The following is a 20,917-nucleotide window of genomic DNA, read 5'->3' as shown; positions in this document are numbered from 1 at the left end:
TTCAGCCTCCCATGCCTTGCAGAAGCGAAACGAGATCGCCTAGCTTAAGCGAACACAGTTTGCTTAAGAGGCGACGAGGGGGAACCGGAATGCTGGCTGTCAGGAACACCGCCGATGGGATCCAGGTGCGGGACGTGGCCGACCCGGAAGGGCCGGGCGTCCGGCTGGACATCGCATCGGCGGGGATCTGCGGCACGGATGTCACGTTCGTCGCGAACGGACTCCAAGGCTTCACGTTCGGCCACGAGTTCGCCGGAACGGTCGACGGTGCCGCCTTCGTGGTGGAGCCGTCCATCTACTGCGGTCGTTGCCCGGAATGCGCGGCGGGCAACACCCAGCGTTGCGCCGACCCGGCGCACGGCACGCTGGGCATCTTCCGGGATGGCGGAATGTCGCAATCCGTGGTGGTCCCGGAATACACGCTGCTACCGCTGCCCGCCGCCCTGCCCGTACAAGATGCCTGCCTGGTTGAGCCCACCGCCGTCGCATGGCACGGCGTGCGAAAGGCCGGATTGCGGCCCGGCGAGAGGGTGGTCATCGTCGGCGGGGGATCCATCGCGCTCCTCGCGGCCGCCGTAGCGCGCCATCTGGGCTTCGACGTCGATCTGGAAGCTCGTTACGAACACCAGCGATCAGCCGCGGAGCGCCTCGGCGCCGGACGTCCAGAGGGCGCGTACGACGTCGTCATCGACGCTGCCGGCAGCCCGTCAGGCCTGGCCCGCTGCGCCGAACTGGCCGCGGCCGGTGGACGGATCATCGTGCTGGGCGTCTACCACGACACCATCGGCCTTCCTGCGGCACAAAGCCTCATCAAGGAGCTGACCTACATCAATGCCATGGCCTACGGCCGGCCCGACGGCGTACGGGAGTTCGGTCAGGCCGCGGACCTGCTCGCCACCCGGCCGGAGATCGCAGAAACCGTCATCACCCACCGATTCCCGCTGAACGACGCCGCCGACGCGTTCCGAGTGGCCCGCGACAGATCCGCAGGAGCAATCAAGGTAATCCTGGAGCCCTCCCGATAAAGCCTCCTGACAACGTACGGCCCGCCGACGCCTGGGCAGGGCGAACGGCGTCAATGGCTGGGCTGCGTCGAATGCGGAACGGCGCCGAACATGTCATTGATGAGAGCCCAACGACCATGACCACGCCACTCACCACCGATCACGGACGGAACGCTATCGCGCCATGCCGCTTCGGCCGTATCGCCGGCCACCGCCGAAAGGAACCAGCCCAAACCCGCAGGCGAAGCACCGCCCGCCCACCCCGTACGCCGTCAGAGCCGGGCTAGTTACGGAGAAGCCGGTCAGCGGGAGGTGTTCAGCCACGACCACGAACGTTCACGCCACTAAACCCCGCAGGGCCCTCGACAACCTGAGTCCCATCCCGGATCACCTGACCGGGATGGAACTACTTGGCCCAGGCCGCACCGGGCTTAGTCGAAGTCGAAGATCGAGTGCCTGTCATAGAAGTGCAGAATGTAACGGCACCTCGTGCAGATCATCAGCGTCATGCGGTGAGAGGTCATCCCCCACCGGCTGTCGAGCCGACCCTCCTCCTGCTGGAACTCGGTGTTCTGGCAGAGGGGACAGACGAGTTGAGGGCTGGTCATGCCCGGAGAACGCTCGAACGGGATGCCCGGTTCCACGAAACCGCCGGTTGCCCCCGTGGCCGCACAAGATCGAAAAGGACCCCGCCCAACCAAGGAAAGGGCCTTCCACATGCAGAGCCGACGAGGGGAATCGTCCAGGACCGTCCACCGGCGCCTACCGGGCCCAGTGGAGCGGGCGTCTCAATTCCATGGTCGTCAAACCAGTTGTTAGCAAGATTTCTCATGCTGGCAGCGTCAGAGGGCGACCTCGCTGACCCCACAACGCGAAGATCTACGCTACGTCCGTGCTGCCATATCTCGACTACGCGCGGGTTCCAGGGCAGAGCCTTGAGGTCCTTCAGACGATTGCCTGAGGTTACGGAACACCTTCGGGATATCTCCCGTACCCGTGATCACTATCCGGCGATCCCCCCGCACCGTCACCGGACGCCACGCCTAGCCGATCTGCCAATTCTGGACGTTCATAGCCTCGGAAGACCTTGTCCAACTGGTGAATCAGAAGCCGGCGGTGTTCCGGTCCGAGCTCCGTCAGGAAGAGCTCGACGAGCTCGGCCACGGACGTCTCCCCCGCCCCCGGTACGCTCAACCGCTTACTGCTGCCGTCGGATATCAGAGTGATGGCCTTCTCGAACTCGTCCCCGTGTTTCACCAGCTCCATCAGCTTTTTCGGGTCCGATTGGAGCCACCACAGCCGTGCGATGGAGCCGTCCCGCAACATCGTGTCTCGCAAGACCGTCAGCCGGGCCAGCTCGACCTGCTGCGCCGTTCGATGTCGCTCGATCGCCAGATCCTCCACCATCTGCTCACGGGCGAACTCGAGCGCCTCGGGCTCGACGCTGAGCACCACACGTGCCCGGCGTAAGTAGGGATGGGTCTCGACACGGCCCAGCGCCAGGTTTACCGCGCTCTCCGCCTCCTCCCTGTAGAGCACCGAGAACTGCCTGGCCGCTTGACGAGCGGCCATGATAAGTCTGTCGCACACCGAGGTTTCGATGTCGACGGACAGCTCCGTTTCCCAGGGCAGAAGCCATGTGAGCTCGATTCGCGCGCGGAATTTCAGATACTCCCGCTCGCTGTGCAGCACCTGCGCGAGCTCTGTATGGTGCGTGACGAAGTCGCCCCGATGCCGTCGGGCCAGGAGCGCTATCAGCCGGTCTAAGAATCCCACTCGGTCGTCTCCTCGACGTCGTAGGCGCTCAGCAGTGAGATATCGGAAGTGAGCCTGTCCGCTTCACCAATCCGTCGCATCAACGCGATACAGAGGCTCTCGCGGTCGACACCGTCGTCCGGTGCGGTGCGTGCCCAGTGCCAGATGAGAGGCGCGAGCACGCCGACGTCCATGCTGGATCTAACCGCCTTGGCCAGGATCTGGCAGATCACCTCGCCGTCGGTATCGCCTCGGACGGCCTCTTCTAGCCAGGCGACCGCTACCTTCTTGGCCGTATCGGCGCTCTCGTGGTCGCGGAGGGTCGCCCGCCATCCGTCGGCGAGGGTGTCGATGAGCGTCTCCTCTCGCGTCGAGTACGGCATCAGCACCAGGCGTCCTTCGGGCGAGCACAGGGCGGCCAACTTCACGAAGGCACGCAGGCCAGTGCGCCGGGCACGTCCCGCGCTCTCAGCCCACTTCACAATCTCCACCGCGGTTGGAACGCGCAGTCGCGGGCGGGTGACAAGCTTGGCCAGCGCGTCGATCACCGCAGCTTCGACCTGCTCGGAGTCACGGCCGGCCAGATGCTTCAGGCGGGTGAACGCGATTCGGTCGAATGCGTCGGCCAGCGGGCCTCCGCAGACCGCCGCGACCACCAGATGGAGCGACTCCTGGTTCCCGTTCCGCGCCCACGCGTACATCCTGCTGCGTATCGCGCGGCCGAGCTCGTCGCTCATCGCCGCGATAGTCAGCATCCTGACCGCTCGCTCGGGATCCTGCCTGGACCACTGCTGGACCGTCTCCAACACCAGATCCGGCAGGCCGTGCCGCATCGCCAGGCGCAGAAGGATGGTGGAGGGCTGATCATCGCGCAATTCCCTGAGCCAGTCGGTCAGATGATCCTTGAAGAAGGGCCGGTCCTCCCACACGTGATCCAATACGGCCACGCCGTATCTAGGACGGGTGAACTTCACCTGACCGTTCACGTACTTCGCGTCGACGTCCTGCAGATGCGTGTCAACGCCCGGACCGATCAGGCCTCGGCCTGGAAGGTACGGGATGCCAACGGCCGCGCACAACATGTCGGCCGCGGCGAAGACCTTCGTCACGGATGAACCCTCCATCGCGGCGACCGACAGCAGGAGGGCACGCCGGTACCCCTGCTCTGTCGCTTGGGTGATCGTGAACCAGCTTTCGAGCTCCTTCTCCCAGTTGTAGTAGGCGGCGAGGACCTCCTGAACGCCTTCCTGCGGTACTCGGTTTCCTGACTCGTGCACGTGCTCGGTGAGCCGAACCGCGTCCTGCGGGGAGGCGTCGGCCAGGATTCTGTTGATCTGGTCGTCAGCCGCCCAGGCTTGGGACTCCTCGCGCGAACGCCGCCGAGCCAAGTGCGCCAGGAACACCTCGCGCGGGTCGCTTGCCCGCAACTTAACGATCTCGGGGTGGACGGCGAGGTCGAGCGTCCCCAGTTCATGCTCCGTAGCGACCACGACCAAGCAGGAACCAGCCTCGCGCAGACGCGCGACGTAACCCGCCAGTTCCCTTCCCAGCGCGGGGAGCACTTCTGGTGCGCTCTCCTGCAGGTTCAGCAGGTAGGTCCTGCGCTTCTTGCAATGCAGCGAGGCATGAACGTCCTCCTCATCGATGACCAGCCATTCGGGGGTCAGTTCAAGAGCGGCTGCCACATTCACCGCGGTGATACGCCGACCGTTTCCCGGGTTGGCGCATAGAACGACGAGACCTGTCTCGCGCGCCGCCGCGACGGCCCGCGAGAGAATGTCGCCGCGCGGCACGTAAATCGCCCGCATCCTGCTGATTTCTTCTGGCCCCAGCCGGCGTGAGGGAATCAGCTTGCCCAGGTTAAAGGTGAGGTCGCCGTGGAAAACGCTGTCGACGAAAGCCGCTTTCACCTCGTCATGGAACTCCGCGCTTGGAGACACGCTCATGTCTCCCTGAAGGTGAAATCACCGTGGAACGTTCCGCCAGTGAACGCCTGTCCAACGCGCTCATGGAAGACCGGTGAAGCGCCTGTGACGGCTTGCTGGTCCGTTTCATCGCCCCGTTGGCCCGCCGCATGACTGTCCGTCCCCGGCGTCCCGTCGAGGAAAGTCGGGCGGGGCACGTAAATCCAGGCATGCTGTTTGAAGTCCTTCTCCGGCACCTCAGCGGCGACACGGCGGAACTGACTCCCATGGACGGCGGTGTACCCACCCTCCACCACGTCCTGGAATGCCCGCTCGGAGATGATCGCTCCGACGAGGGTGACGTCGGAGTCTGCGTGGGCCATCACCTCGCGCAACTGGTCGGAATTGAGCAACCTGAAGGCGTCGTTGGTGGTCTTCCCCTTGCGATCACGCAACGGGTCATCCTGGTCATAGACGGGACCCACGTGGATGCTGACCCTCAACCTCATGGTCAGGGCTCTGTCGCGGGCGCGAAGCGAGGGTGAGAGCTCCCATAGCGTGGTCTGCAGACTGTCCAGGAAAGGATGGATCAGGAACGGCAGGTATTGCGGCGTGATGCCAAAGACATACCCGTCGCCCGGCAACTCGGGGAAGCGTTTTTCCTGCCAGATGTGGTCTTGACCACATTTCGAGAACGCCTGCTCCAGAACATCTGGGATCATCGCGCTCAGTTCAGGGAGATGTCTGTCTCGATTGTCGGTGAACTTAATAACGTCCACCGCCAACAGTCCGCGGTATGGCGGCAGGGGATGACTGTCCCCATCGGGGATCATTGTGTCTCCTGTCATGGTCGGTCCCTGGGGCTGGGTACACGATGGCACTCAACTTTTCGAGCGACTGTCCAAAACTGGACGTTCGCACCAAGCCGCTCTCCGAAGCGCGTCGAAATCTTCGATACCCACGCGCCGGCGTGCGGTGACGACAATCCCCATCCGCCGCAACGCGGCCAGCTCTGCGGCTACGGCCGACCGCGACAATCCCGTCGCTGCCGCCAGATCGCTCTGGGAGAGCGATACCTCCGGACCGATTGCCAGTCTCAGCAGGGTCCGCGCCACAAGCATGACGGCAGGTAGTCCTGCCAGGTCTGCTCGGACGTCTTCCCCTTCTCTCAAGCGATGGACGCCGCGGCGGATCAGCATCCCGTGTAGATCGAAACGATGAACGATTTGGTGAAATCGTTCAGCCGACACCATGTAGGCCAGGCATGCGGACAGTGCCGACACGGTGGCCGAGCGGTCTCCGCCGTCCAGGACAGCCAGTTCTCCCAGTAGTTCACCCGGCCCTCGTATGGCCAGCAGGAGTTCACCACCGTCTGGCTCCAGGCGGACCACCTTGACCTGCCCCAGGGTAAGAACCAGCACGTGACTGCCAGGAGCGCCCTGCTGTAGGAGTACGTCGCCGGCCGCGTACCGGCGCGGGATGCCCTCCTCGATCAGAGCGTGCCAGGCAGGCTGGGGGAAGGGCTGCATTGTTCATGCGTACGTCGGGCAGGCCCTTTTGGCAATCACCCGAGCGTGTCAAAGGGTTAGCTGGATCACCGCTGCGCCCACTATCGACCCAATGGAGACCAACATCAACCAGAACCCCCACCGGATCAGCAGGTACTTCCTGATGACGATCACGCTGACCGCGAAGATCTGGTCGGCCAACTCGGTTAGGTCGCCGCTGATACGGCTGCGCAGTGCGTCAGCGATCTCCGCTGCGGAGCCGTATCGCCCAAGGTCGCCGAAGTAGCCAATGCCGAGCGCCCGCTTTGTGATGCGCGGGTACACCGCACCCGCCAGGCAGCAAAGGGCACCGAGAGCACACACAGCCCCCACCCACCACAGCCATTGCAGACCTACGTGCAGTTTCAGCGGCGACCAACTCCCTGCGAGGAGACCACCGGCGACCGCACCGATACCGAGCCCTGCGACGCCGAGGAGCACCTGTGCCTTCGTGTCTGCCCGATTGAGCTCTTCACGGGCTTCGGCGAGGAGCTGGACACCATGAATGCGGGCTTGCTTGTCATGGTCCTGCGGCGGCGGTACAGGCACAATCGCCCTGGTCATCCACCGGAACACATGTGCCCCCTAGTGAGTGGCCCTTGAGTCGTTCGGCTGCCGAGACAGAAAAGGATCGAAGATCGGCTCGTCATGAGAACCTCCAGCACCCCCTTTCAACCGCACTCTACGTAAGGATCAACGACTGCGGCGTACGGCCGCTGCTGTCCTCTGGCGCACTGAAATGGATACATCAAATTTGGCGGCGAACCGATCCGAATCACGGGGCAGCCAAACATTGGAGTGGGAAGCGGGGCGGCACTTGACTTCCTGCTCGTAACGAGCGCCAGTCACGACGTTGAGCAGCCTGCCTCCTGGTTAAGCTGCATATCCTGCATATCCTGCATGGCTGTGGGCGTGTGTGTGTCGTCGCTCCTGTACTTCACCGCTGGACAACAGGCGGCAGGCGACCGGTCTGCCTATCCGGTGGGAAGGGACCCGTACCGAAGGGCCGCCAAGCCCGAGGAATGGAGGCCCTATGGCAGCCCAAGGGAGCATCGCATGAGAGCGCTAGCTGTACGGCGCGGCCATCACCTTGCGCGTCTACGCCCACGTCATCACGGAGCAGGCAGCGACGGCCGCCGAGATCTTCGCGACCGCTGTTAGCAAGGGTGTTAGCAAGATCGCATGATTGTCCTGACAAAGCAGAAGCCCCTGAACAAGAAAGACCAGTTCAGGGGCTTCAGTACGCAGAGCCGACGAGGGGAATCGAACCCCTGACCTTCTGTTTACAAGACAGATGCTCTGCCGATTGAGCTACGTCGGCACAGCCCATCAGTGTAGACGCTCACCCACGCCGATGACGAGCCACCTCATACAACGTAACCCCAGCCGCCACCCCAGCGTTCAACGACTCGGCCGCGGCCTGCATCGGGATCCTGGCCAGCGCGTCACACTGCTCCCGTACCAACCGCGACAGACCCTTCCCTTCCGAGCCCACCACCACGACGAGCGGCTCGGTGAAGAGGGAGACGTCGCCGATCTCCACGGTCCCCTCCCCGTCGAGGCCGACGACGAAGAGGCCGGCCTCCCGGTACTCCCGCAGCGCCGCGGTGAGGTTGGACGCGCGGGCGACGCGGAGGTTGGCGAGGGTGCCGGCGGAGGTCTTCCAGGCGCCGCCGGTCACTCCGGCGGAGCGGCGGGAGGGGATGAGCATGCCGTGGGCGCCGAAGGCGGTGGCGGAGCGGGCGATGGCGCCGAGGTTGCGGGGGTCGGTGACGCCGTCCAGGGCCACGATCAGCGGGATCTCGGCGGCGTCCTCGGCCAGGGAGATCAGTTCGGTGGGGTGGGCGTAGTCGTAGGCGGGGATCTGCAGGGCGATGCCCTGGTGGACGGCGCCCTCGGTCAGGCGGTCCAGTTTGTCGCGGCTGACCTCCAGCAAGGCGATGCCCTGCTCTGCCGCGATCTTGATGGAGTCGCGGACGCGGTCGTCGTTGTCCAGGCGCTGCGCGACGTAGAGGGCGCTGGCGGGGACGCCGGCCAGCATGGCCTCCAGGACCGGGTTGCGGCCGCCGATGTACTCGGGGGCGTCCTCGGAACGCCGCTGGCGGGCCGGTTGCCGGCCGGCGCCGCCCTTGGCCTCGCGGGCGATGCGTTCCTCGCGGGACTTGTCCTTGAACCAGTGGCGCATGTGGGCGGGCGGCGTCGCGCCCTTGCCCTCAAGGCTGCGCCGCTTCTGCCCACCGGTGCCCTTGGCCGGGCCCTTCTTCTTCGCCGGTCGACCGGACGCCCTACCACCTGCTGCCATGGGACCAAGGGTACCGGCGAAATTCAGCGCGCCAGTTCCCAGCGCGGACCGTGCGGGGTGTCCTCGACGACGATGCCGAGGGCGGTCATCTGGTCGCGGATGGCGTCGGCGGCCGCGTAGTCCTTGCGCTCCCTGGCGGCCTTGCGCTGCTCCAGCGCCACCGCCACCAGCGCGTCGACGACGGGCTTGAGGTCGGAGCCGCCGGTGCGCCACTGGGGCGAGCGGGGGTCGAGTCCCAGGACGTCCAGCATGTTCTGGGTCTCGGCCAGCAGGCGGGCCACTGCCTCCTTGTCGCCCTTGGACAGCGCGACGTTGCCCTCCCTGACGACCTCGTGGATGACGGCCACGGCCTGCGGGGTGCCGAGGTCGTCGTCGAGGGCGTCGGCGAAGGCCTGGGGAAGGGGCGCGTCGGCGTCCACGTCGTGGATGACCTCCGCGGCCCTGGTCACGAAGCCCTCGATGCGCTGGTACGCCGCTGCCGCCTCCAGCAACGCCTCCTCCGAGTAGTCGATGGAGGAGCGGTAGTGCGGCACGGCCAGGTAGTAGCGCAGCTCGACCGGCCGCACCTTCTGCACCAGGTCGGGGATGAGCAGCGAGTTGCCCAGCGACTTGCTCATCTTCTCGGCGCCGATCTTGAGCATGCCGTTGTGCATCCAGTAGCGGGCGAAGCCGTCGCCAGCCGCCTGCGACTGGGCGATCTCGTTCTCGTGGTGCGGGAAGATCAGGTCGAGCCCGCCGCCGTGGATGTCGAAGGTGGGGCCCAGGTACTTGGTGACCATGGCCGAGCACTCCAGGTGCCAGCCGGGCCGCCCGGGTCCGAACGGCGTCGGCCAGGTCGGCTCGCCCGGCTTCTCGCCCTTCCACAGGGCGAAGTCGCGCGGGTCGCGCTTGTGGGAGTCGTCGTCGCAGTCGAAGGCGGGCCGCATGTTCTCCAGCCGCTGGTTCGACAGCGAGCCGTAGCGGTCGGCGTAGGAGCGCACGTCGAAGTAGACGTCGCCGCCCGAGGCGTAGGCGTGGCCCCGCTCGATCAGCCGCTCCATCAGCGTGATCATCTCGGGCACGTGGCCGGTGGCGCGCGGCTCGACGGTGGGCGGAAGGCAGCCCAGCGTGTCGTAGGCCCAGGTGAAGGCGCGCTGGTTGCGCTCGGCCACGACGAACCAGGGCACGCCCTCCTGGGCCGACACCCTGATGATCTTGTCGTCGATGTCGGTGACGTTGCGGCAGAAGGTCACGTCGTAGCCCGAGCGCGTCATCCAGCGCCTGAGCACGTCGAAGTTGACGCCCGAGCGGATGTGCCCGACGTGCGGGGGCGCCTGCACGGTGGCCCCACACAGGTAAATCGACGCCCGGCCGGCTTCGACCGGAACGAATTCACGGATGGCGCGCGTGCTGGTGTCGTAAAGGTGCAGGCTCACGAAAGAAAGGCTAACGCCTCGGCCGGCGTCGCATGCCGACAATCACCCCTTGAGAAAGACCTTCTCCGGACGTACCCGGACGATCAGCCTTTCCGCCCCCGCATGCTCCTCCCAGGCCGCACCGGTGTACTTGCGTGACAGCTCCTGGATGAGGTCGCCCGCGGGGTCCTCTTCCAGGGTGACCACGCCCCGTACCTCGGCGTACCTGAACGGGTTCTCGGGGTCGATGACGACGATGCTGGTGCGCGGGTCGCGCTGGTAGTTGCGCGGCTTGCGCCGGCCCTTGACGGTCGAGAACAGGATGTCGTCGCCGTCCGTGCGCACCCAGATCACCGACGCCTGCGGCCCGCCGTCCGGGTTGATGCTGGTCACCGTCGCGTAGTTGGGGCCGTCGAACAGCCTCCGCACCTCGTCGGAGAGCTCTGCCATGGAATCTCCCTTGATCGCTTGCTGTCACCCATTCTTCTGTAGTCTCGAATTCGCCATGGAAGTGACTCCCCCCTCCACGTTGCGCCGCCTGGGCCTCGCCCTTGCCGGACTCGCGGTGGCCGCCCTGACCGGCGCCGCCTGCGCCCTGTCCTTCGACGATCTGCGCGAGCTGGCCATCCTCGGTGAGGCCCGGCCTGACCTCGCGTTCCTCTATCCGGCCGCGTTCGACGCGGTGCTCGTGGTCGCACTGACCGGCGTCCTGCTGCTGCGCGCGGCCCGGCCGCTGGTGCGCGCCCAGGCCGCGACGGCGCTCGTGCTGCTGATCGTCGCGGCCGCGGCGGTCAACGTGGCGACGGCGCTGCGTTTCTCCTTCGATGTACGGCAGGCCGCCCTGGGCGTGGCCCTCGCCCCATGGATCATGCTGGCCGTGGCGCTGTGGTTGTGGCTGCTCCTGATCAAGCACGTGCAGGCTGGGCGCGCGGCCGTACCGGAAGAGGCGGAGCCCGAGCCGGACATCGTGCCCTTCCACCGGCCAGAACCACCGAAGACGGAGGAACAACCGCCGCTGTCGGAGCGGGTCACCCGCTGGTCGGCCCCCGAACCAGAAGAAAAGCCCGAGCCAGAGGAAAAGCCCGAGCCAGAGCCAGAGCCAGAGCCGGAACCCGAACCAGAGCCGGTAGAGGAGCCCGAGCCCGTGCGCTGGGGTGACCGCGTCAAGCCGACCGACGTGCTCGTCCACCCCAGGACGCCAGAGGTCACCGACCGGGACGCCGACACCCAGCCGGTGCGGGTTTTCACGGAGGAGACGGAACAGGCCGCCGACCCCGGCCACGGTCCCGAGCAGGCCGACGACAGCGAGCGGGACGAGGCCCCGGCACCTTCGGGACGCCTGCGCAGCACCCCGTTACCGCCTGAGGAATGAAAGCTTGACCGTACGCCCACGGCCCCCTGACCCGGGTGAGGGAATCAGCCAGCCGTGGCGATCATGTCGTGGGTGCCGGTCCCCGAGGGAAGCGACTTCCCTCTGCTCAATCTCCCTTTCGGCGTGTTCTCGCGCCGCGGGGAGCTTCCGCGGGTGGGGGTGGCGATCGGCGAATACGTCCTCGACATGCACCTGCTCACGACGCAGGGCGCGCTGCCGCCCGCCTACTGGTTCGCCAGCGGCACGCTCAACTCCTTCCTCTCCGCGGGTCCGAGGGTGTGGCACAACGTCCGCGCCGACCTGCTGGAGCTGCTCACCGACGAGAGCCGCAGGCCGCACGTCGTTCCGGCTCTGACGCCGCTCAAGGAGGTGCGGCTGCACCTGCCGTTCAACGTGGCGGACCTGCTGCTGTTCCAGACGTCGCTGGAGCACGCCACGAACGTGGGCCGCATGTTCCTGCCGCCCGAGCGCGAGCCGCTGCCCCGCACGTGGCGCCACATGCCCGTCGGCCAGTACGGCAGAGCCGCCGCCGTCACCGTGTCGGGGGCGCCGGTCGTACGCCCGAGCGGCCAGCTGAGGCGCGGCCACGTGGGCCCGACGGCCAAGCTGGACCTGTCGGCCGAGCTCGGATACGTGGTCGGGGTGCCGTCGGCGCCGCCGTACCCTCTGAGCACCTCCGACTTCCCCGCCCACGTCTTCGGCGCCGTGCTGGTGAACGCCTGGCGGGCCTGGGACCTGATGGCGTGGGAGGCGCGGCCGATGGGGCCGTTCCTGGGGCAGGCGTTCATGGTGTCGATCTCGCCGTGGGTGGTGCCGCTGTCGGCGCTCAACCACGCGCGTACGGCCCAGCCGGTCCAGGACCCCGAACCGGCCAGCTACCTGACGATCAAGGACGACGTCGCCATCCGGGCCGAGCTGGACGTCCGGCTGAACGGCCTGACGGTCGCCAAGCCCGAGTACCAGGGCCAGTACTGGACCGGCGCGCAGATGCTCGCGCACGCCTCTGTGACGGGCTCTCCGGTGCGCACGGGTGATCTCCTGACCACGGGGCCCGTCGGGGGCTCCGGCACGCTCCTGGACCTCACCTGGAACGGCAGAGACCCGCTCGGGATGCCTGACGGCTCCGAGCGGGTCTTCTTGCGCGACGGCGACATGGTGCGCGTCACCGCCTCCGTACCCGCGGCCGATGGTTCGCGCCTGGGGTTCGGCGGGGTCGCGGGGACCGTCTATCCCGCCGTCTAGGTCTTGCCCCTCCGCAGCCCCGCCACGAGGCCGACGCCGACGACGGCCAGGACGACCTGCAGCACGAGTTCGATCCAGTCGGGGCCTGAGGTGTTCTCCACGCCGATCGCCTGGGCGATGAGCGTGCCGACCAGAGCCGCGACGATGCCTACGACGATGGTGAGGATCCACCCGATGGCCTGCCTGCCGGGAATCAGCAGCCGGCCGATTGCGCCGATCACCGCGCCGATCACGATGGCGCCGAGGATGGACTGGATGGTCATGTGGGCACCTCCCGGTAAGTGTGAGACCTTCACACCCACAGACTGAGGTCTACCCCGTCGTCCGCGAATATGCCTACGCGGCGGGACCTGACGTTCCCGAGCCTCGCGTGGCCTGCATGCGGGCGACCAGCCAGACGCCGGCCACCGCGAGCGCGAGCTGGAGGATGTGCTCCAGCCAGTCGATGCCGCGGGTGTCCGCCCAGCCGAACACCTGGGCGATCAGCGTGCCGAGCAGCGCGGCGACGATGCCGACGATGAGGGTCAGGCCGATGGACATGTTCTGCTTGCCCGGCACCAGCAGCCGGCCGAGCGCGCCGACGATGGCACCGATGACGATCGCCGAGACGATGGCTCCGATCATGACAAGGTCCCCCCAGATCCACTTGCCGCTTCACAAAGGGTTTACCCGACATCACGGAGAGCTACGCATGGGAAGAGCGGCGGTCCGCACCGCGCCAGTGACGGACCGCCGCACCCCTGAGTCGACGGGCTAAGGGCACCACCCGCCGGGATACCTCAACGCATCCCGACATAAGACGCCTTACGGCTACGCGAGGTTCACCACGAGAGCCGTGGCGATGGCGCCGATTCCCTCGCCCCTGCCGGTGAAGCCGAGCCCGTCGGTCGTCGCCGCCGAGACGCTCACCGGGGCACCCACGATCGCGCTCAGGACCTTCTCCGCCTCAGCGCGCCGCGGAGCCAGCTTGGGCCGGTTTCCGACCACCTGGACGGCCACGTTGCCGATCTGGAATCCGGCCTCGCGCACGAGGCGTACGGTCTCCTCCAGCAGCACCGCGCCGGACGCGCCCGCCCAGCGGGGGTCGGAGGTGCCGAAGACGGCGCCGAGGTCGCCCATGCCGGCCGCCGACAGCAGCGCGTTGCAGGCCGCGTGGGCGACCGCGTCCGCGTCGGAATGGCCGTCGAGCCCGGTCTCGCCCGGCCAGTGCAGGCCGGCGAGATACAGTTCGCGCCCAGATGCGAACGGGTGGACGTCGATACCGACGCCCACCCGGGGAAGTTGCGCGTTCAGGAGTTGAGAACCTCGTCGAGCAGGGCCTCGGCCTTGTCCTCATTGGTCTTCTCGGCGAGTGCGAGCTCGCTCACGAGAATCTGCCTGGCCTTGGCGAGCATGCGCTTCTCACCCGCGGAAAGGCCGCGCTCGCGGTCCCTCCGCCACAGGTCCCGAACCACCTCGGCGACCTTGTTGACATCACCGGAAGCGAGCTTCTCGAGATTGGCCTTGTAACGGCGAGACCAGTTGGTCGGCTCCTCGGTGTGCGGCATCCTGAGAACGTCGAAAACCCGCTCAAGGCCTTCCTGGCCGACAACATCACGTACGCCGACAAGTTCTGCGTTTTCTGCTGGCACCTGGACGGTTAGGTCGCCCTTGTCGACCTTGAGCACCAGGTAGGTCTTTTCCTCACCCTTGATGGTTCGGGTCGTGATTGCTTCGATCCGAGCAGCCCCATGGTGGGGGTAGACGACAGTGTCGCCGACCTGGAAAGTCATGTGACAAGTACCCCTTCCGCTGTACTCCAGGGTACCACGCATCCACAGCCTCCCGGAACAGTGAAATCACCATAACTGCAGGTCAAAGCCGCATATTAGGGGTTGACATCCCTTCAACTCTGTGAATCACAAATGCTGACATACCGAATGACCTGCAGGGGCGCGGATATGACCATGGAATAGGCCGGATATGGTGGGCGCTGCCCACTCACACGCACGCGCGAGACCTAGGAGTTACCCCCGTGACCAGCCGTCGCTGGATTGTCGCCGCCGCCGCGTTCCTCGCGGCCCCCGTGCTGGCCGGCTGCGCCGCTGGGTTCGACGCCAACACCAACAAGCCGTACGCACCCGTCGAAGCCGGTGCACTCATCCAGAACGGCGCGTACGGCGCCCGCGGCGTCCAGATCCCCCAGGCGTTCATCCTCGGCCCCGACGCGGGCGCACAGCTCGCCCAGGGCGGCCAGGCCCCCGTATACCTCAACGTGCTCAGCCCCGCGGGCGACGCCATCCAGGCCGTCAGCTCCGACGTCGGCGCGGCCAAGCTGGCGGCGCCGATCACGATCCCGGCGGGCGTGCTCACCAGCACCGGCAAGCCGACGCCCCAGATCATCATCCAGGGCCTGTCCAAGCCGCTGCACGGCGGCGAGAGCGTGCGCCTGTCCGTGCAGTTCGCCAAGTCGGGTCAGGTCGACCTGCACGTGCCGGTGGTCACCCGCAGCCGCGAGTTCGCCGCCTACCCCGCGGCCCCCGGTGCCACCCCCGCGCCGTCCCCCTCGCCCTCCGCCAGCACCACGGCCACGACGGGCGGGCACTAAAAGCCTTGTCTCCGGTACGGCGGGCGGCCCGCCGTACCGGAGAAAGCGAAACGCGGGACGGCCGGTCACTCCTCCACGGCGTCGAACTTGTAGCCGAGACCGCGCACCGTGAGGATGCAGCGCGGGTTGGACGGATCGGCCTCGATCTTGGCGCGCAGCCGCTTCACGTGGACGTCGAGGGTCTTGGTGTCGCCCACGTAGTCGGCGCCCCACACCCGGTCGATGAGCTGGCCACGCGTCAGGACGCGGCCGGCGTTGCGGAGCAGCACCTCAAGCAGCTCGAACTCCTTCAGCGGCAGCTGGACCTGCTCGCCGCGGACCGCGACGACGTGCCGGTCGACGTCCATGCGGACCGGGCCGACGGCCAGGACGGCGCTCTCCAGCTCCTCCACGACGTCACCCTGACGGCGCAGGACCGCCCGGATGCGGGCGACGAGCTCGCGGGAGGAAAAGGGCTTGGTGACGTAGTCGTCGGCGCCCAGCTCCAGGCCCACCACCTTGTCGATCTCACTGTCCTTGGCGGTCAGCATGATGACCGGGACCTTGGAGCGCTGGCGCAGCGAGCGGCAGACTTCGGTGCCGGGCAGTCCGGGGAGCATCAGGTCGAGCAGGACCAGATCGGCGCCGTTACGGTCGAAGGTGTCCAGTGCTTCGGGGCCGGTCGCGGCGACGGAGACCTCGAAGCCCTCCTTGCGGAGCATGTACGAAAGGGCGTCGGAGAACGACTCCTCATCCTCCACTACGAGAACGCGGGTCATTGGACTGCCTCCAGGGGAATCGAAGGTGGTACGGCTACCGCCGTCCCGCCGAACGCGGGCAGGCGGAGGGTGAACGTCGAGCCGGAGCCTTCCTTGCTCCACACGGACACCTCGCCCGCGTGGGCGACGGCGACGTGCTTGACGATGGCCAGGCCCAGGCCGGTGCCGCCGGTCGCGCGGGAGCGGGCGGCGTCGACGCGGAAGAAGCGCTCGAAGATGCGCTCCAGTGCCTCTTCCGGGATGCCGATGCCCTGGTCGCTCACGCTGATCTCGACGGAGTCGCCGGCCGGCCTGACGCTGACGACGACCCTGGTGTGCTCGGGGCTGTAGGCGATGGCGTTGGAGATGAGGTTGCGCAGGGCGGTGACGAGAAGTTCGTCGTCGCCCCAGATGCGCAGCCCTTCCGTGCCGCCGGAGACGAGGGTGATGTCCTTGGCGACGGCCTTGGTGTTGCAGTGGTCGATGGCGTCGTTGACGGCCTCGTCGATGGCGACCTGGCCGGGGGTGGGGATGGGTTCCGCGCCCTGGATCCTGCTGAGCGTGATCAGGTCCTGGACGAGGTAGGTGAGCCGGGCCGCCTCGTGCTGCATGCGGCCCGAGAACCGGGTGACGGCCTCGGGGTCGTCGGCGGCGTCCTGGATGGTCTCGGCCAGCAGGCTGAGCGCGCCGACGGGGGTCTTGAGCTCGTGGCTCACGTTGGCGACGAAGTCGCGGCGCACCGCCTCGACCCGCCGGCGTTCCGTCTGGTCCTCGGCCAGCACCAGCACCTGTCCGTGCGAGCCCAGCGGCGCCACGCGCACCGCGAAACAGGTGGTCTCCTGGCCGAACTTGTGGCCGGCCACGTCGATCTCGCTCTCCCGGATCTCGCCGTCGCGGCGGACCTGGCGGGCGAGCGCGAGGAGTTCGGCGGCCATGAGGCGGTCGCCCTTGACCAGCCCGAAAGCGCGGGCGGCCGAGCTGGCGCGCAGCACCCGGTCGTGGGCGTCGAGGACGACGGCGGAGGAGGGCAGCACGGCGAGGACCGAGGCGACGCCCTGTGGCAGGGCACCGGTCTCGGTGTCGTCGGTGTTCTCGTCTCTGGCGCGCGTCTCGATCTGATTGCGATAGAAGAGGACGGCCACGGCTCCGACAACGAAGCCGGCCAGGGCCGCGAAGCTCAGGGCCATCTCACTCATGTCTTCGATGGTAGGTGGCCCAGGAGACGTAACAGACCCTCTACCTGCGGATGAACGGTCCTTTCCCGGAAAGTTCACCTTGCGGTCGGGGTTCGTTCACAGATCTACACGTACCGTGACGACATGCGCGACGCGTACCATGAAGAACTTGACTCCCTCACGGACAAACTGGTGGAAATGACCAGGCTTGTCCGGTCCGCCATCTCGCGGGCCACCACCGCCCTCCTCGACGCCGACCTGCAGCTGGCCGAGAGCGTCATCTCCCGTGACGAGGAGGTGAACAGGATCTTCGCGGAGATCGAGACCACCATCTTCGAGCTGATGGCACGGCAGCAGCCCGTCGCCGTCGACCTCCGCATGGTGATCACCGCACTGCGCATGGGCACCGACCTGGAACGCATGGGCGACCTGGCCGGGCACGTGGCCAAGGTCGCCCGCCTGCGTCACCCGGACTCGGCCATCCCGCCGGAGATGCGCTCGACCATCCTGGAGATGGGCCAGATCGCGGAGAACCTCATCACCAAGGCCGGCAGCTCCGTCGCCTCGCGCGACGTGGAGTCGGCACTGGAACTTGAGCAGGACGACGACGCGATGGACCGGCTGCACCGGCGGCTGTTCCGCAGGATCCTGTCCAAGGACTGGGCGCACGGCGTGGAGCCCGCGATCGACATAACGCTGATCGGCCGCTACTACGAGCGCTACGCCGACCATTCGGTACGGGTCGCCCGCGACGTGGTCTACCTCGTCACCGGTTCCCGGCCCGGCTAGGAGACCAGTTCGGGGCTACCCGGATCGGTGGGTAGCCCCTGGGATGGTTCAGCGGCCCTGGTTGGCCACGGCCTCGATGGCGGCCTTGGCCGCGTCCGGGTCGAGGTAGGTGCTCTTGACCGGCTTGTAGTCGGCGTCCAGGTCGTACACCAGAGGGATGCCGGTCGGGATGTTCAGCTCCGCGATGTCGGCGTCGGAGATGCCGTCGAGGTGCTTGACGAGCGCGCGCAGCGAGTTGCCGTGCGCGGCCACCAGCACGGTACGGCCCGCCGCCAGGTCCGGCACGATCTCGTCGTACCAGTACGGCAGCATGCGATCCACCACGTCCTTCAGGCACTCGGTACGCGGCTGCAGCTCGTTCGGCAGCTGGGCGTAGCGGGCGTCGCCGGCCTGCGAGAACTCGTCGTCGTCGGCGATCGGCGGCGGCGGGGTGTCGTAGGAGCGGCGCCACAGCATGAACTGCTCCTCGCCAAACTCCTCGCGTGTCTGCGCCTTGTTCTTGCCCTGCAGCGCGCCGTAGTGGCGCTCGTTCAGCCGCCACGAACGCTTGACCGGCAGCCACGCCAGCCCGGCCGCGCCCAGCGCGAGCTGCGCGGTCTGGATGGCCCGGACGAGCAGGCTCGTGTGGACCACGTCCGGCAGCACGCCGGCCTCGGTCAGGAGGCGTCCGCCGCGCCTGGCCTCCTCTTCGCCCTTGGCCGAAAGGCTCACGTCCACCCAGCCGGTGAACAGCCCCTTAGCGTTCCAATCGCTCTCGCCATGCCGTAGCAGTACCAATGTCGCCATGGCGACAATCTTAGGAGCCGGGGTCGGCGAAGTGGGCGAACGCCTGGAGGTTCTTGAGCGACTCGCCCCGCTTGACCCGCCATTCCCACTCGCGCTTGATGGTCGAGGCGAAGCCGAGTTCGAGTGCCTTGTTGAACCAGTCGTCGGAGTAGGTCAGGACGCAGCCGAGCAGCCGGTCGATCTCCGGCTCGCTGACGGCGTCCAGGGGGATCCGGCCGACGAGGTAGACGTCGCCCACCGGGTCCAGGGCGAAGTGCACGCCGTACATGCCGCCGTTCTTCGACAGCAGGAAGCGGTAGAACTCGGCGTGGTTCTCGTCGGGCTGACGGCAGAAGAACGCCTCCACCAGCATGGCCTGGTCACCGATGACGAACCAGGTGACAGTGGCGAGCTTGCGCTTGCCGGGCAGGGTGACCACGAACGCGCCCGGCCGTTCTTCCTCGAAGGGCACCTCGGCGGCCTTCAGCGCCGCCTCCACGACCTCGCGCGTGTCCATCAGGTCACTCACCCTCCTCCTTCGCCACGCGGACCGCTCCCCCGTTCGCGGTCCGCGTCGCTCACTGCGTCGGGTTCGCTCCCGCCCCCACACCCTACGAGTTGACGGCGACCGGCATCCGGTGGAGGTGGGCCATCGCGCCCGCGTAGACCTCCATGAGGCGCGAGGCGGTGGACTGCCAGCCGAAGGCGGCGGCGTGGGCGCGCGCGCCGGACGCGAGGCCGTCGCGCCAGCGCGGCGCGGTGACGAAGCGCCGCAGCGCCAGCGCCCAGTCGTGCGGGTCGTGGCCGTCGACGAGCAGTCCGGACACGCCATCGCGTACGGCGGTGCGCAACCCGCCCACCGAGGCCGCGGCCACCGGAGTGCCGCAGGCCTGGGACTCCAGGGCGACGAGGCCGAACGATTCGCTGTAGGAGGGCACCACGGTCACGTCGGCGGCGCGGTACCAGTCGGCCAGCTCCTCCTGCGGCGCCGGCGGCACGAGGCGGACCACGTCGGCGATGCCCAGCTCGGCGGCCAGCTCGACGAGGACGTCCGGGCGGGCCAGGCCGTTGCCCGACGGGCCGCCGACGCAGGCGACCACGAGGCGCCCGCGCAGCGACGGGTCCTCGATCAGCATGCGGGCCGCGGCGCGCAGGAGCACGTCGGGGGCCTTGAGCGGCTGGATCCTGCCCACGAACAGCAGCAGGTGCGCGTCCTGGCGCACCCCCAGCCTGCGCCGGGAGGCGCCCTGGGAGGCGGGCTGGAAGACGGTGAGGTTGACGCCCGGGTTGACGACGGCCACGCGGTCGTCGGGCGCGCCGTACAGGTCCTTGAGCTCGCGCGCCTCGTCGGAGGTGTTGGCGACCAGGCGGTCGGCGACCTCCACCACCTGCTCCTCGCCCAGCACGCGGGCGGGCGGCTCGGGGCGGTCGCCGGCGGCGAGCAGGAGGTTCTTGACCTTGGCCATGGTGTGCATGGTGTGGACGAGCGGCACGCCCCAGCGTTCCTTGGCCAGCCAGCCGACCTGGCCCGACAGCCAGTAGTGGGAGTGGATGACGTCGTAGCGGCCGGGGTCGTACATGGCCTCGGTCCGCAGCACGCCCGACAGGAACGCGCACAGCTGGCCGGGCATGTCGGCGCGATCCAGCTCCTCGTACGGCCCGGCCGTCACGTGCCTGACCGAGACGCCCGGCGCGATCTCCGCCACCGGAGGCAGTGCGCTGCCGGTCTGCCGGGTGAAGATCTCCACCTCGACGCCCAGCTCCGCCAGGCGTCTGGCGGATTCGACGATGTACACGTTCATCCCACCCGCGTCACCGGTGCCCGGCTGGTCCAGGGGGGATGTGTGCATGCTGATGGTCGCCACGCGGTTGACCCGTCGACGCCTCAACGTCACCACCTCCAACCTGGCTACAACCAGGAGGACCTAAGCCGCATTCCCGACAAACACCGACAAGCCAACATCCAGACCAAACACAGGGGCACCCCCTGCACCCCCTTGGAAAACCCAGCCCAGCCCCCACCCCCCACTCCGAAGCCGCACCCGAACCCCGCCGCCACCCACCCCTCGGCGAGGCGGTCGCCACCGCCGGGCCGTGGGTTGCCGGTCGTCACCCCCGGGAAAGCCGCACGGCCGGCCACCCACGACCCGAGGGCACCGCTTTCCGCATCCGGAGGAGCCCGCGCCCAGGCCGCCTCGCTGGGAAGGTGACCGGCGCCCCTTCGGGATCACGCCCTACCGCCCGGACGCCCCCAGGTTTCCGGAGGACCCCCGGAGACATCGCCTCCCGGGATCGCGCCGTGTGGACGCCTCCCGGGTTCCGGAGGGTGCCGGGGTTCGGGGAG

Annotated in this window: 23 protein-coding genes and 1 tRNA gene; 5 read left to right on the top strand and 19 right to left on the bottom strand. The window is 67.6% G+C overall.

The genetic code is table 11. The features are described from left to right. Nucleotides 1–89 precede the first annotated feature (89 nt). Complete coding sequence (locus ACIBKY_RS00515; protein ID WP_397093316.1) at nucleotides 90–1,025, top strand: zinc-binding dehydrogenase; 936 nt, start codon at nucleotides 90–92, stop codon at nucleotides 1,023–1,025. 410 nt (nucleotides 1,026–1,435) lie between these two features. On the opposite strand, the gene ACIBKY_RS00510 is transcribed toward ACIBKY_RS00515, so the two are convergent. The 10 genes from ACIBKY_RS00510 to ACIBKY_RS00465 form a co-directional block, all read right to left on the bottom strand. Further along, nucleotides 1,436–1,612: a hypothetical protein gene (locus ACIBKY_RS00510; protein ID WP_397093314.1), complete on the bottom strand. Its 177-nt coding sequence runs from the start codon at nucleotides 1,610–1,612 to the stop codon at nucleotides 1,436–1,438. A gap of 355 nt (nucleotides 1,613–1,967) precedes the next feature. Beyond that, nucleotides 1,968–2,780: a hypothetical protein gene (locus ACIBKY_RS00505; RefSeq protein ID WP_397093312.1), complete on the bottom strand. Its 813-nt coding sequence runs from the start codon at nucleotides 2,778–2,780 to the stop codon at nucleotides 1,968–1,970. Next, nucleotides 2,768–4,705, bottom strand: a complete 1,938-nt coding sequence (locus ACIBKY_RS00500; protein WP_397093311.1) for a hypothetical protein — start codon at nucleotides 4,703–4,705, stop codon at nucleotides 2,768–2,770. The genes ACIBKY_RS00505 and ACIBKY_RS00500 overlap by 13 nt, the downstream gene beginning before the upstream one ends. Then, nucleotides 4,702–5,511, bottom strand: coding sequence for a hypothetical protein (locus ACIBKY_RS00495; protein WP_397093309.1), 810 nt, complete (start codon nucleotides 5,509–5,511; stop codon nucleotides 4,702–4,704). Before ACIBKY_RS00495 ends, ACIBKY_RS00500 begins: the two co-directional genes overlap by 4 nt. Nucleotides 5,512–5,544: 33 nt before the next feature. Then, nucleotides 5,545–6,192, bottom strand: a complete 648-nt coding sequence (locus ACIBKY_RS00490) for a Crp/Fnr family transcriptional regulator (protein ID WP_397093307.1) — start codon at nucleotides 6,190–6,192, stop codon at nucleotides 5,545–5,547. Between the two features lie 48 nt (nucleotides 6,193–6,240). Next, entirely contained in the window at nucleotides 6,241–6,774 is a 534-nt protein-coding gene (locus tag ACIBKY_RS00485) for a Pycsar system effector family protein (RefSeq protein ID WP_397093305.1), read from the bottom strand. A gap of 684 nt (nucleotides 6,775–7,458) precedes the next feature. Continuing rightward, nucleotides 7,459–7,531: transfer RNA gene (locus tag ACIBKY_RS00480), tRNA-Thr, on the bottom strand. 21 nt (nucleotides 7,532–7,552) lie between these two features. Beyond that, nucleotides 7,553–8,512 carry a 23S rRNA (guanosine(2251)-2'-O)-methyltransferase RlmB gene (rlmB, locus tag ACIBKY_RS00475; protein WP_397093303.1) on the bottom strand — a complete coding sequence of 320 codons (960 nt, stop codon included), beginning with the start codon at nucleotides 8,510–8,512 and terminating at the stop codon, nucleotides 7,553–7,555. Nucleotides 8,513–8,535: 23 nt separating this feature from the next. Further along, entirely contained in the window at nucleotides 8,536–9,927 is a 1,392-nt protein-coding gene (gene cysS / locus ACIBKY_RS00470) for a cysteine--tRNA ligase (protein ID WP_397093301.1), read from the bottom strand. Nucleotides 9,928–9,969: 42 nt separating this feature from the next. Further along, on the bottom strand, nucleotides 9,970–10,356 hold the full coding sequence (locus ACIBKY_RS00465) for a PPOX class F420-dependent oxidoreductase (protein WP_397093299.1): 387 nt from the start codon (nucleotides 10,354–10,356) through the stop codon (nucleotides 9,970–9,972). Between the two features lie 55 nt (nucleotides 10,357–10,411). Between ACIBKY_RS00465 and ACIBKY_RS00460 the strand changes: the two genes are divergently transcribed. Together ACIBKY_RS00460 and ACIBKY_RS00455 are read left to right on the top strand one after the other, a co-directional pair. Next, complete coding sequence (locus tag ACIBKY_RS00460) at nucleotides 10,412–11,278, top strand: DUF2637 domain-containing protein (RefSeq protein WP_397093297.1); 867 nt, start codon at nucleotides 10,412–10,414, stop codon at nucleotides 11,276–11,278. A gap of 72 nt (nucleotides 11,279–11,350) precedes the next feature. Next, nucleotides 11,351–12,520, top strand: coding sequence for a fumarylacetoacetate hydrolase family protein (locus ACIBKY_RS00455; RefSeq protein WP_397093295.1), 1,170 nt, complete (start codon nucleotides 11,351–11,353; stop codon nucleotides 12,518–12,520). Here ACIBKY_RS00455 and ACIBKY_RS00450 read toward each other — a convergent pair. From ACIBKY_RS00450 to ACIBKY_RS00435, 4 genes are all read right to left on the bottom strand, one after another. Next, the gene (locus ACIBKY_RS00450; RefSeq protein ID WP_397093294.1) at nucleotides 12,517–12,783 is read right to left on the bottom strand and encodes a GlsB/YeaQ/YmgE family stress response membrane protein; all 267 of its coding nucleotides are present in this window, start codon (nucleotides 12,781–12,783) and stop codon (nucleotides 12,517–12,519) included. The genes ACIBKY_RS00455 and ACIBKY_RS00450 overlap by 4 nt on opposite strands. 73 nt (nucleotides 12,784–12,856) lie before the next feature. Further along, a complete protein-coding gene (locus tag ACIBKY_RS00445; RefSeq protein ID WP_397093293.1) occupies nucleotides 12,857–13,144 on the bottom strand; it encodes a GlsB/YeaQ/YmgE family stress response membrane protein in 288 nt (95 codons plus the stop codon). A 186-nt stretch (nucleotides 13,145–13,330) separates the two neighbouring features. Next, on the bottom strand, nucleotides 13,331–13,792 hold the full coding sequence (gene ispF, locus ACIBKY_RS00440; protein ID WP_184958197.1) for a 2-C-methyl-D-erythritol 2,4-cyclodiphosphate synthase: 462 nt from the start codon (nucleotides 13,790–13,792) through the stop codon (nucleotides 13,331–13,333). A gap of 17 nt (nucleotides 13,793–13,809) precedes the next feature. Continuing rightward, a complete protein-coding gene (locus tag ACIBKY_RS00435; protein ID WP_030451583.1) occupies nucleotides 13,810–14,292 on the bottom strand; it encodes a CarD family transcriptional regulator in 483 nt (160 codons plus the stop codon). A gap of 242 nt (nucleotides 14,293–14,534) precedes the next feature. On the opposite strand from ACIBKY_RS00435, the gene ACIBKY_RS00430 reads away from it, so the two are divergent. Next, nucleotides 14,535–15,107 (top strand): copper chaperone PCu(A)C, encoded by a 573-nt coding sequence (locus tag ACIBKY_RS00430; protein ID WP_397093291.1) that lies wholly within the window; start codon nucleotides 14,535–14,537, stop codon nucleotides 15,105–15,107. A 65-nt stretch (nucleotides 15,108–15,172) separates the two neighbouring features. Here the strand turns inward: ACIBKY_RS00430 and ACIBKY_RS00425 are convergent, their stop codons facing one another. Both ACIBKY_RS00425 and ACIBKY_RS00420 read right to left on the bottom strand, forming a co-directional pair. Next, nucleotides 15,173–15,865, bottom strand: coding sequence for a response regulator transcription factor (locus tag ACIBKY_RS00425; protein WP_184958198.1), 693 nt, complete (start codon nucleotides 15,863–15,865; stop codon nucleotides 15,173–15,175). Beyond that, complete coding sequence (locus ACIBKY_RS00420) at nucleotides 15,862–17,040, bottom strand: cell wall metabolism sensor histidine kinase WalK (protein WP_246508319.1); 1,179 nt, start codon at nucleotides 17,038–17,040, stop codon at nucleotides 15,862–15,864. The genes ACIBKY_RS00425 and ACIBKY_RS00420 overlap by 4 nt, the downstream gene beginning before the upstream one ends. A gap of 123 nt (nucleotides 17,041–17,163) precedes the next feature. Here ACIBKY_RS00420 and phoU point away from each other — a divergent pair, with 123 nt between their 5' ends. Then, nucleotides 17,164–17,808, top strand: a complete 645-nt coding sequence (phoU, locus tag ACIBKY_RS00415; protein WP_397093288.1) for a phosphate signaling complex protein PhoU — start codon at nucleotides 17,164–17,166, stop codon at nucleotides 17,806–17,808. Between the two features lie 48 nt (nucleotides 17,809–17,856). On the opposite strand, the gene ACIBKY_RS00410 is transcribed toward phoU, so the two are convergent. The 3 genes from ACIBKY_RS00410 to mshA all read right to left on the bottom strand — a co-directional run bounded on the left by ACIBKY_RS00410 (nucleotide 17,857) and on the right by mshA (nucleotide 20,468). Beyond that, the gene (locus tag ACIBKY_RS00410; RefSeq protein WP_397093286.1) at nucleotides 17,857–18,594 is read right to left on the bottom strand and encodes a phosphoglyceromutase; all 738 of its coding nucleotides are present in this window, start codon (nucleotides 18,592–18,594) and stop codon (nucleotides 17,857–17,859) included. Nucleotides 18,595–18,604: 10 nt separating this feature from the next. Further along, nucleotides 18,605–19,102, bottom strand: a complete 498-nt coding sequence (locus ACIBKY_RS00405; RefSeq protein WP_397093285.1) for a YbjN domain-containing protein — start codon at nucleotides 19,100–19,102, stop codon at nucleotides 18,605–18,607. 82 nt (nucleotides 19,103–19,184) lie between these two features. Beyond that, the gene (gene mshA / locus ACIBKY_RS00400; protein ID WP_397093283.1) at nucleotides 19,185–20,468 is read right to left on the bottom strand and encodes a D-inositol-3-phosphate glycosyltransferase; all 1,284 of its coding nucleotides are present in this window, start codon (nucleotides 20,466–20,468) and stop codon (nucleotides 19,185–19,187) included. Nucleotides 20,469–20,917: the final 449 nt, after the last annotated feature.

Origin of the sequence: Nonomuraea sp. NPDC050394 (genome assembly GCF_044459065.1) — a bacterium.
GTDB lineage: Bacteria > Actinomycetota > Actinomycetes > Streptosporangiales > Streptosporangiaceae > Nonomuraea.
Note: the sequence above shows the minus strand (reverse complement) of the source record. Positions and strands in the feature narration are given on the sequence as shown.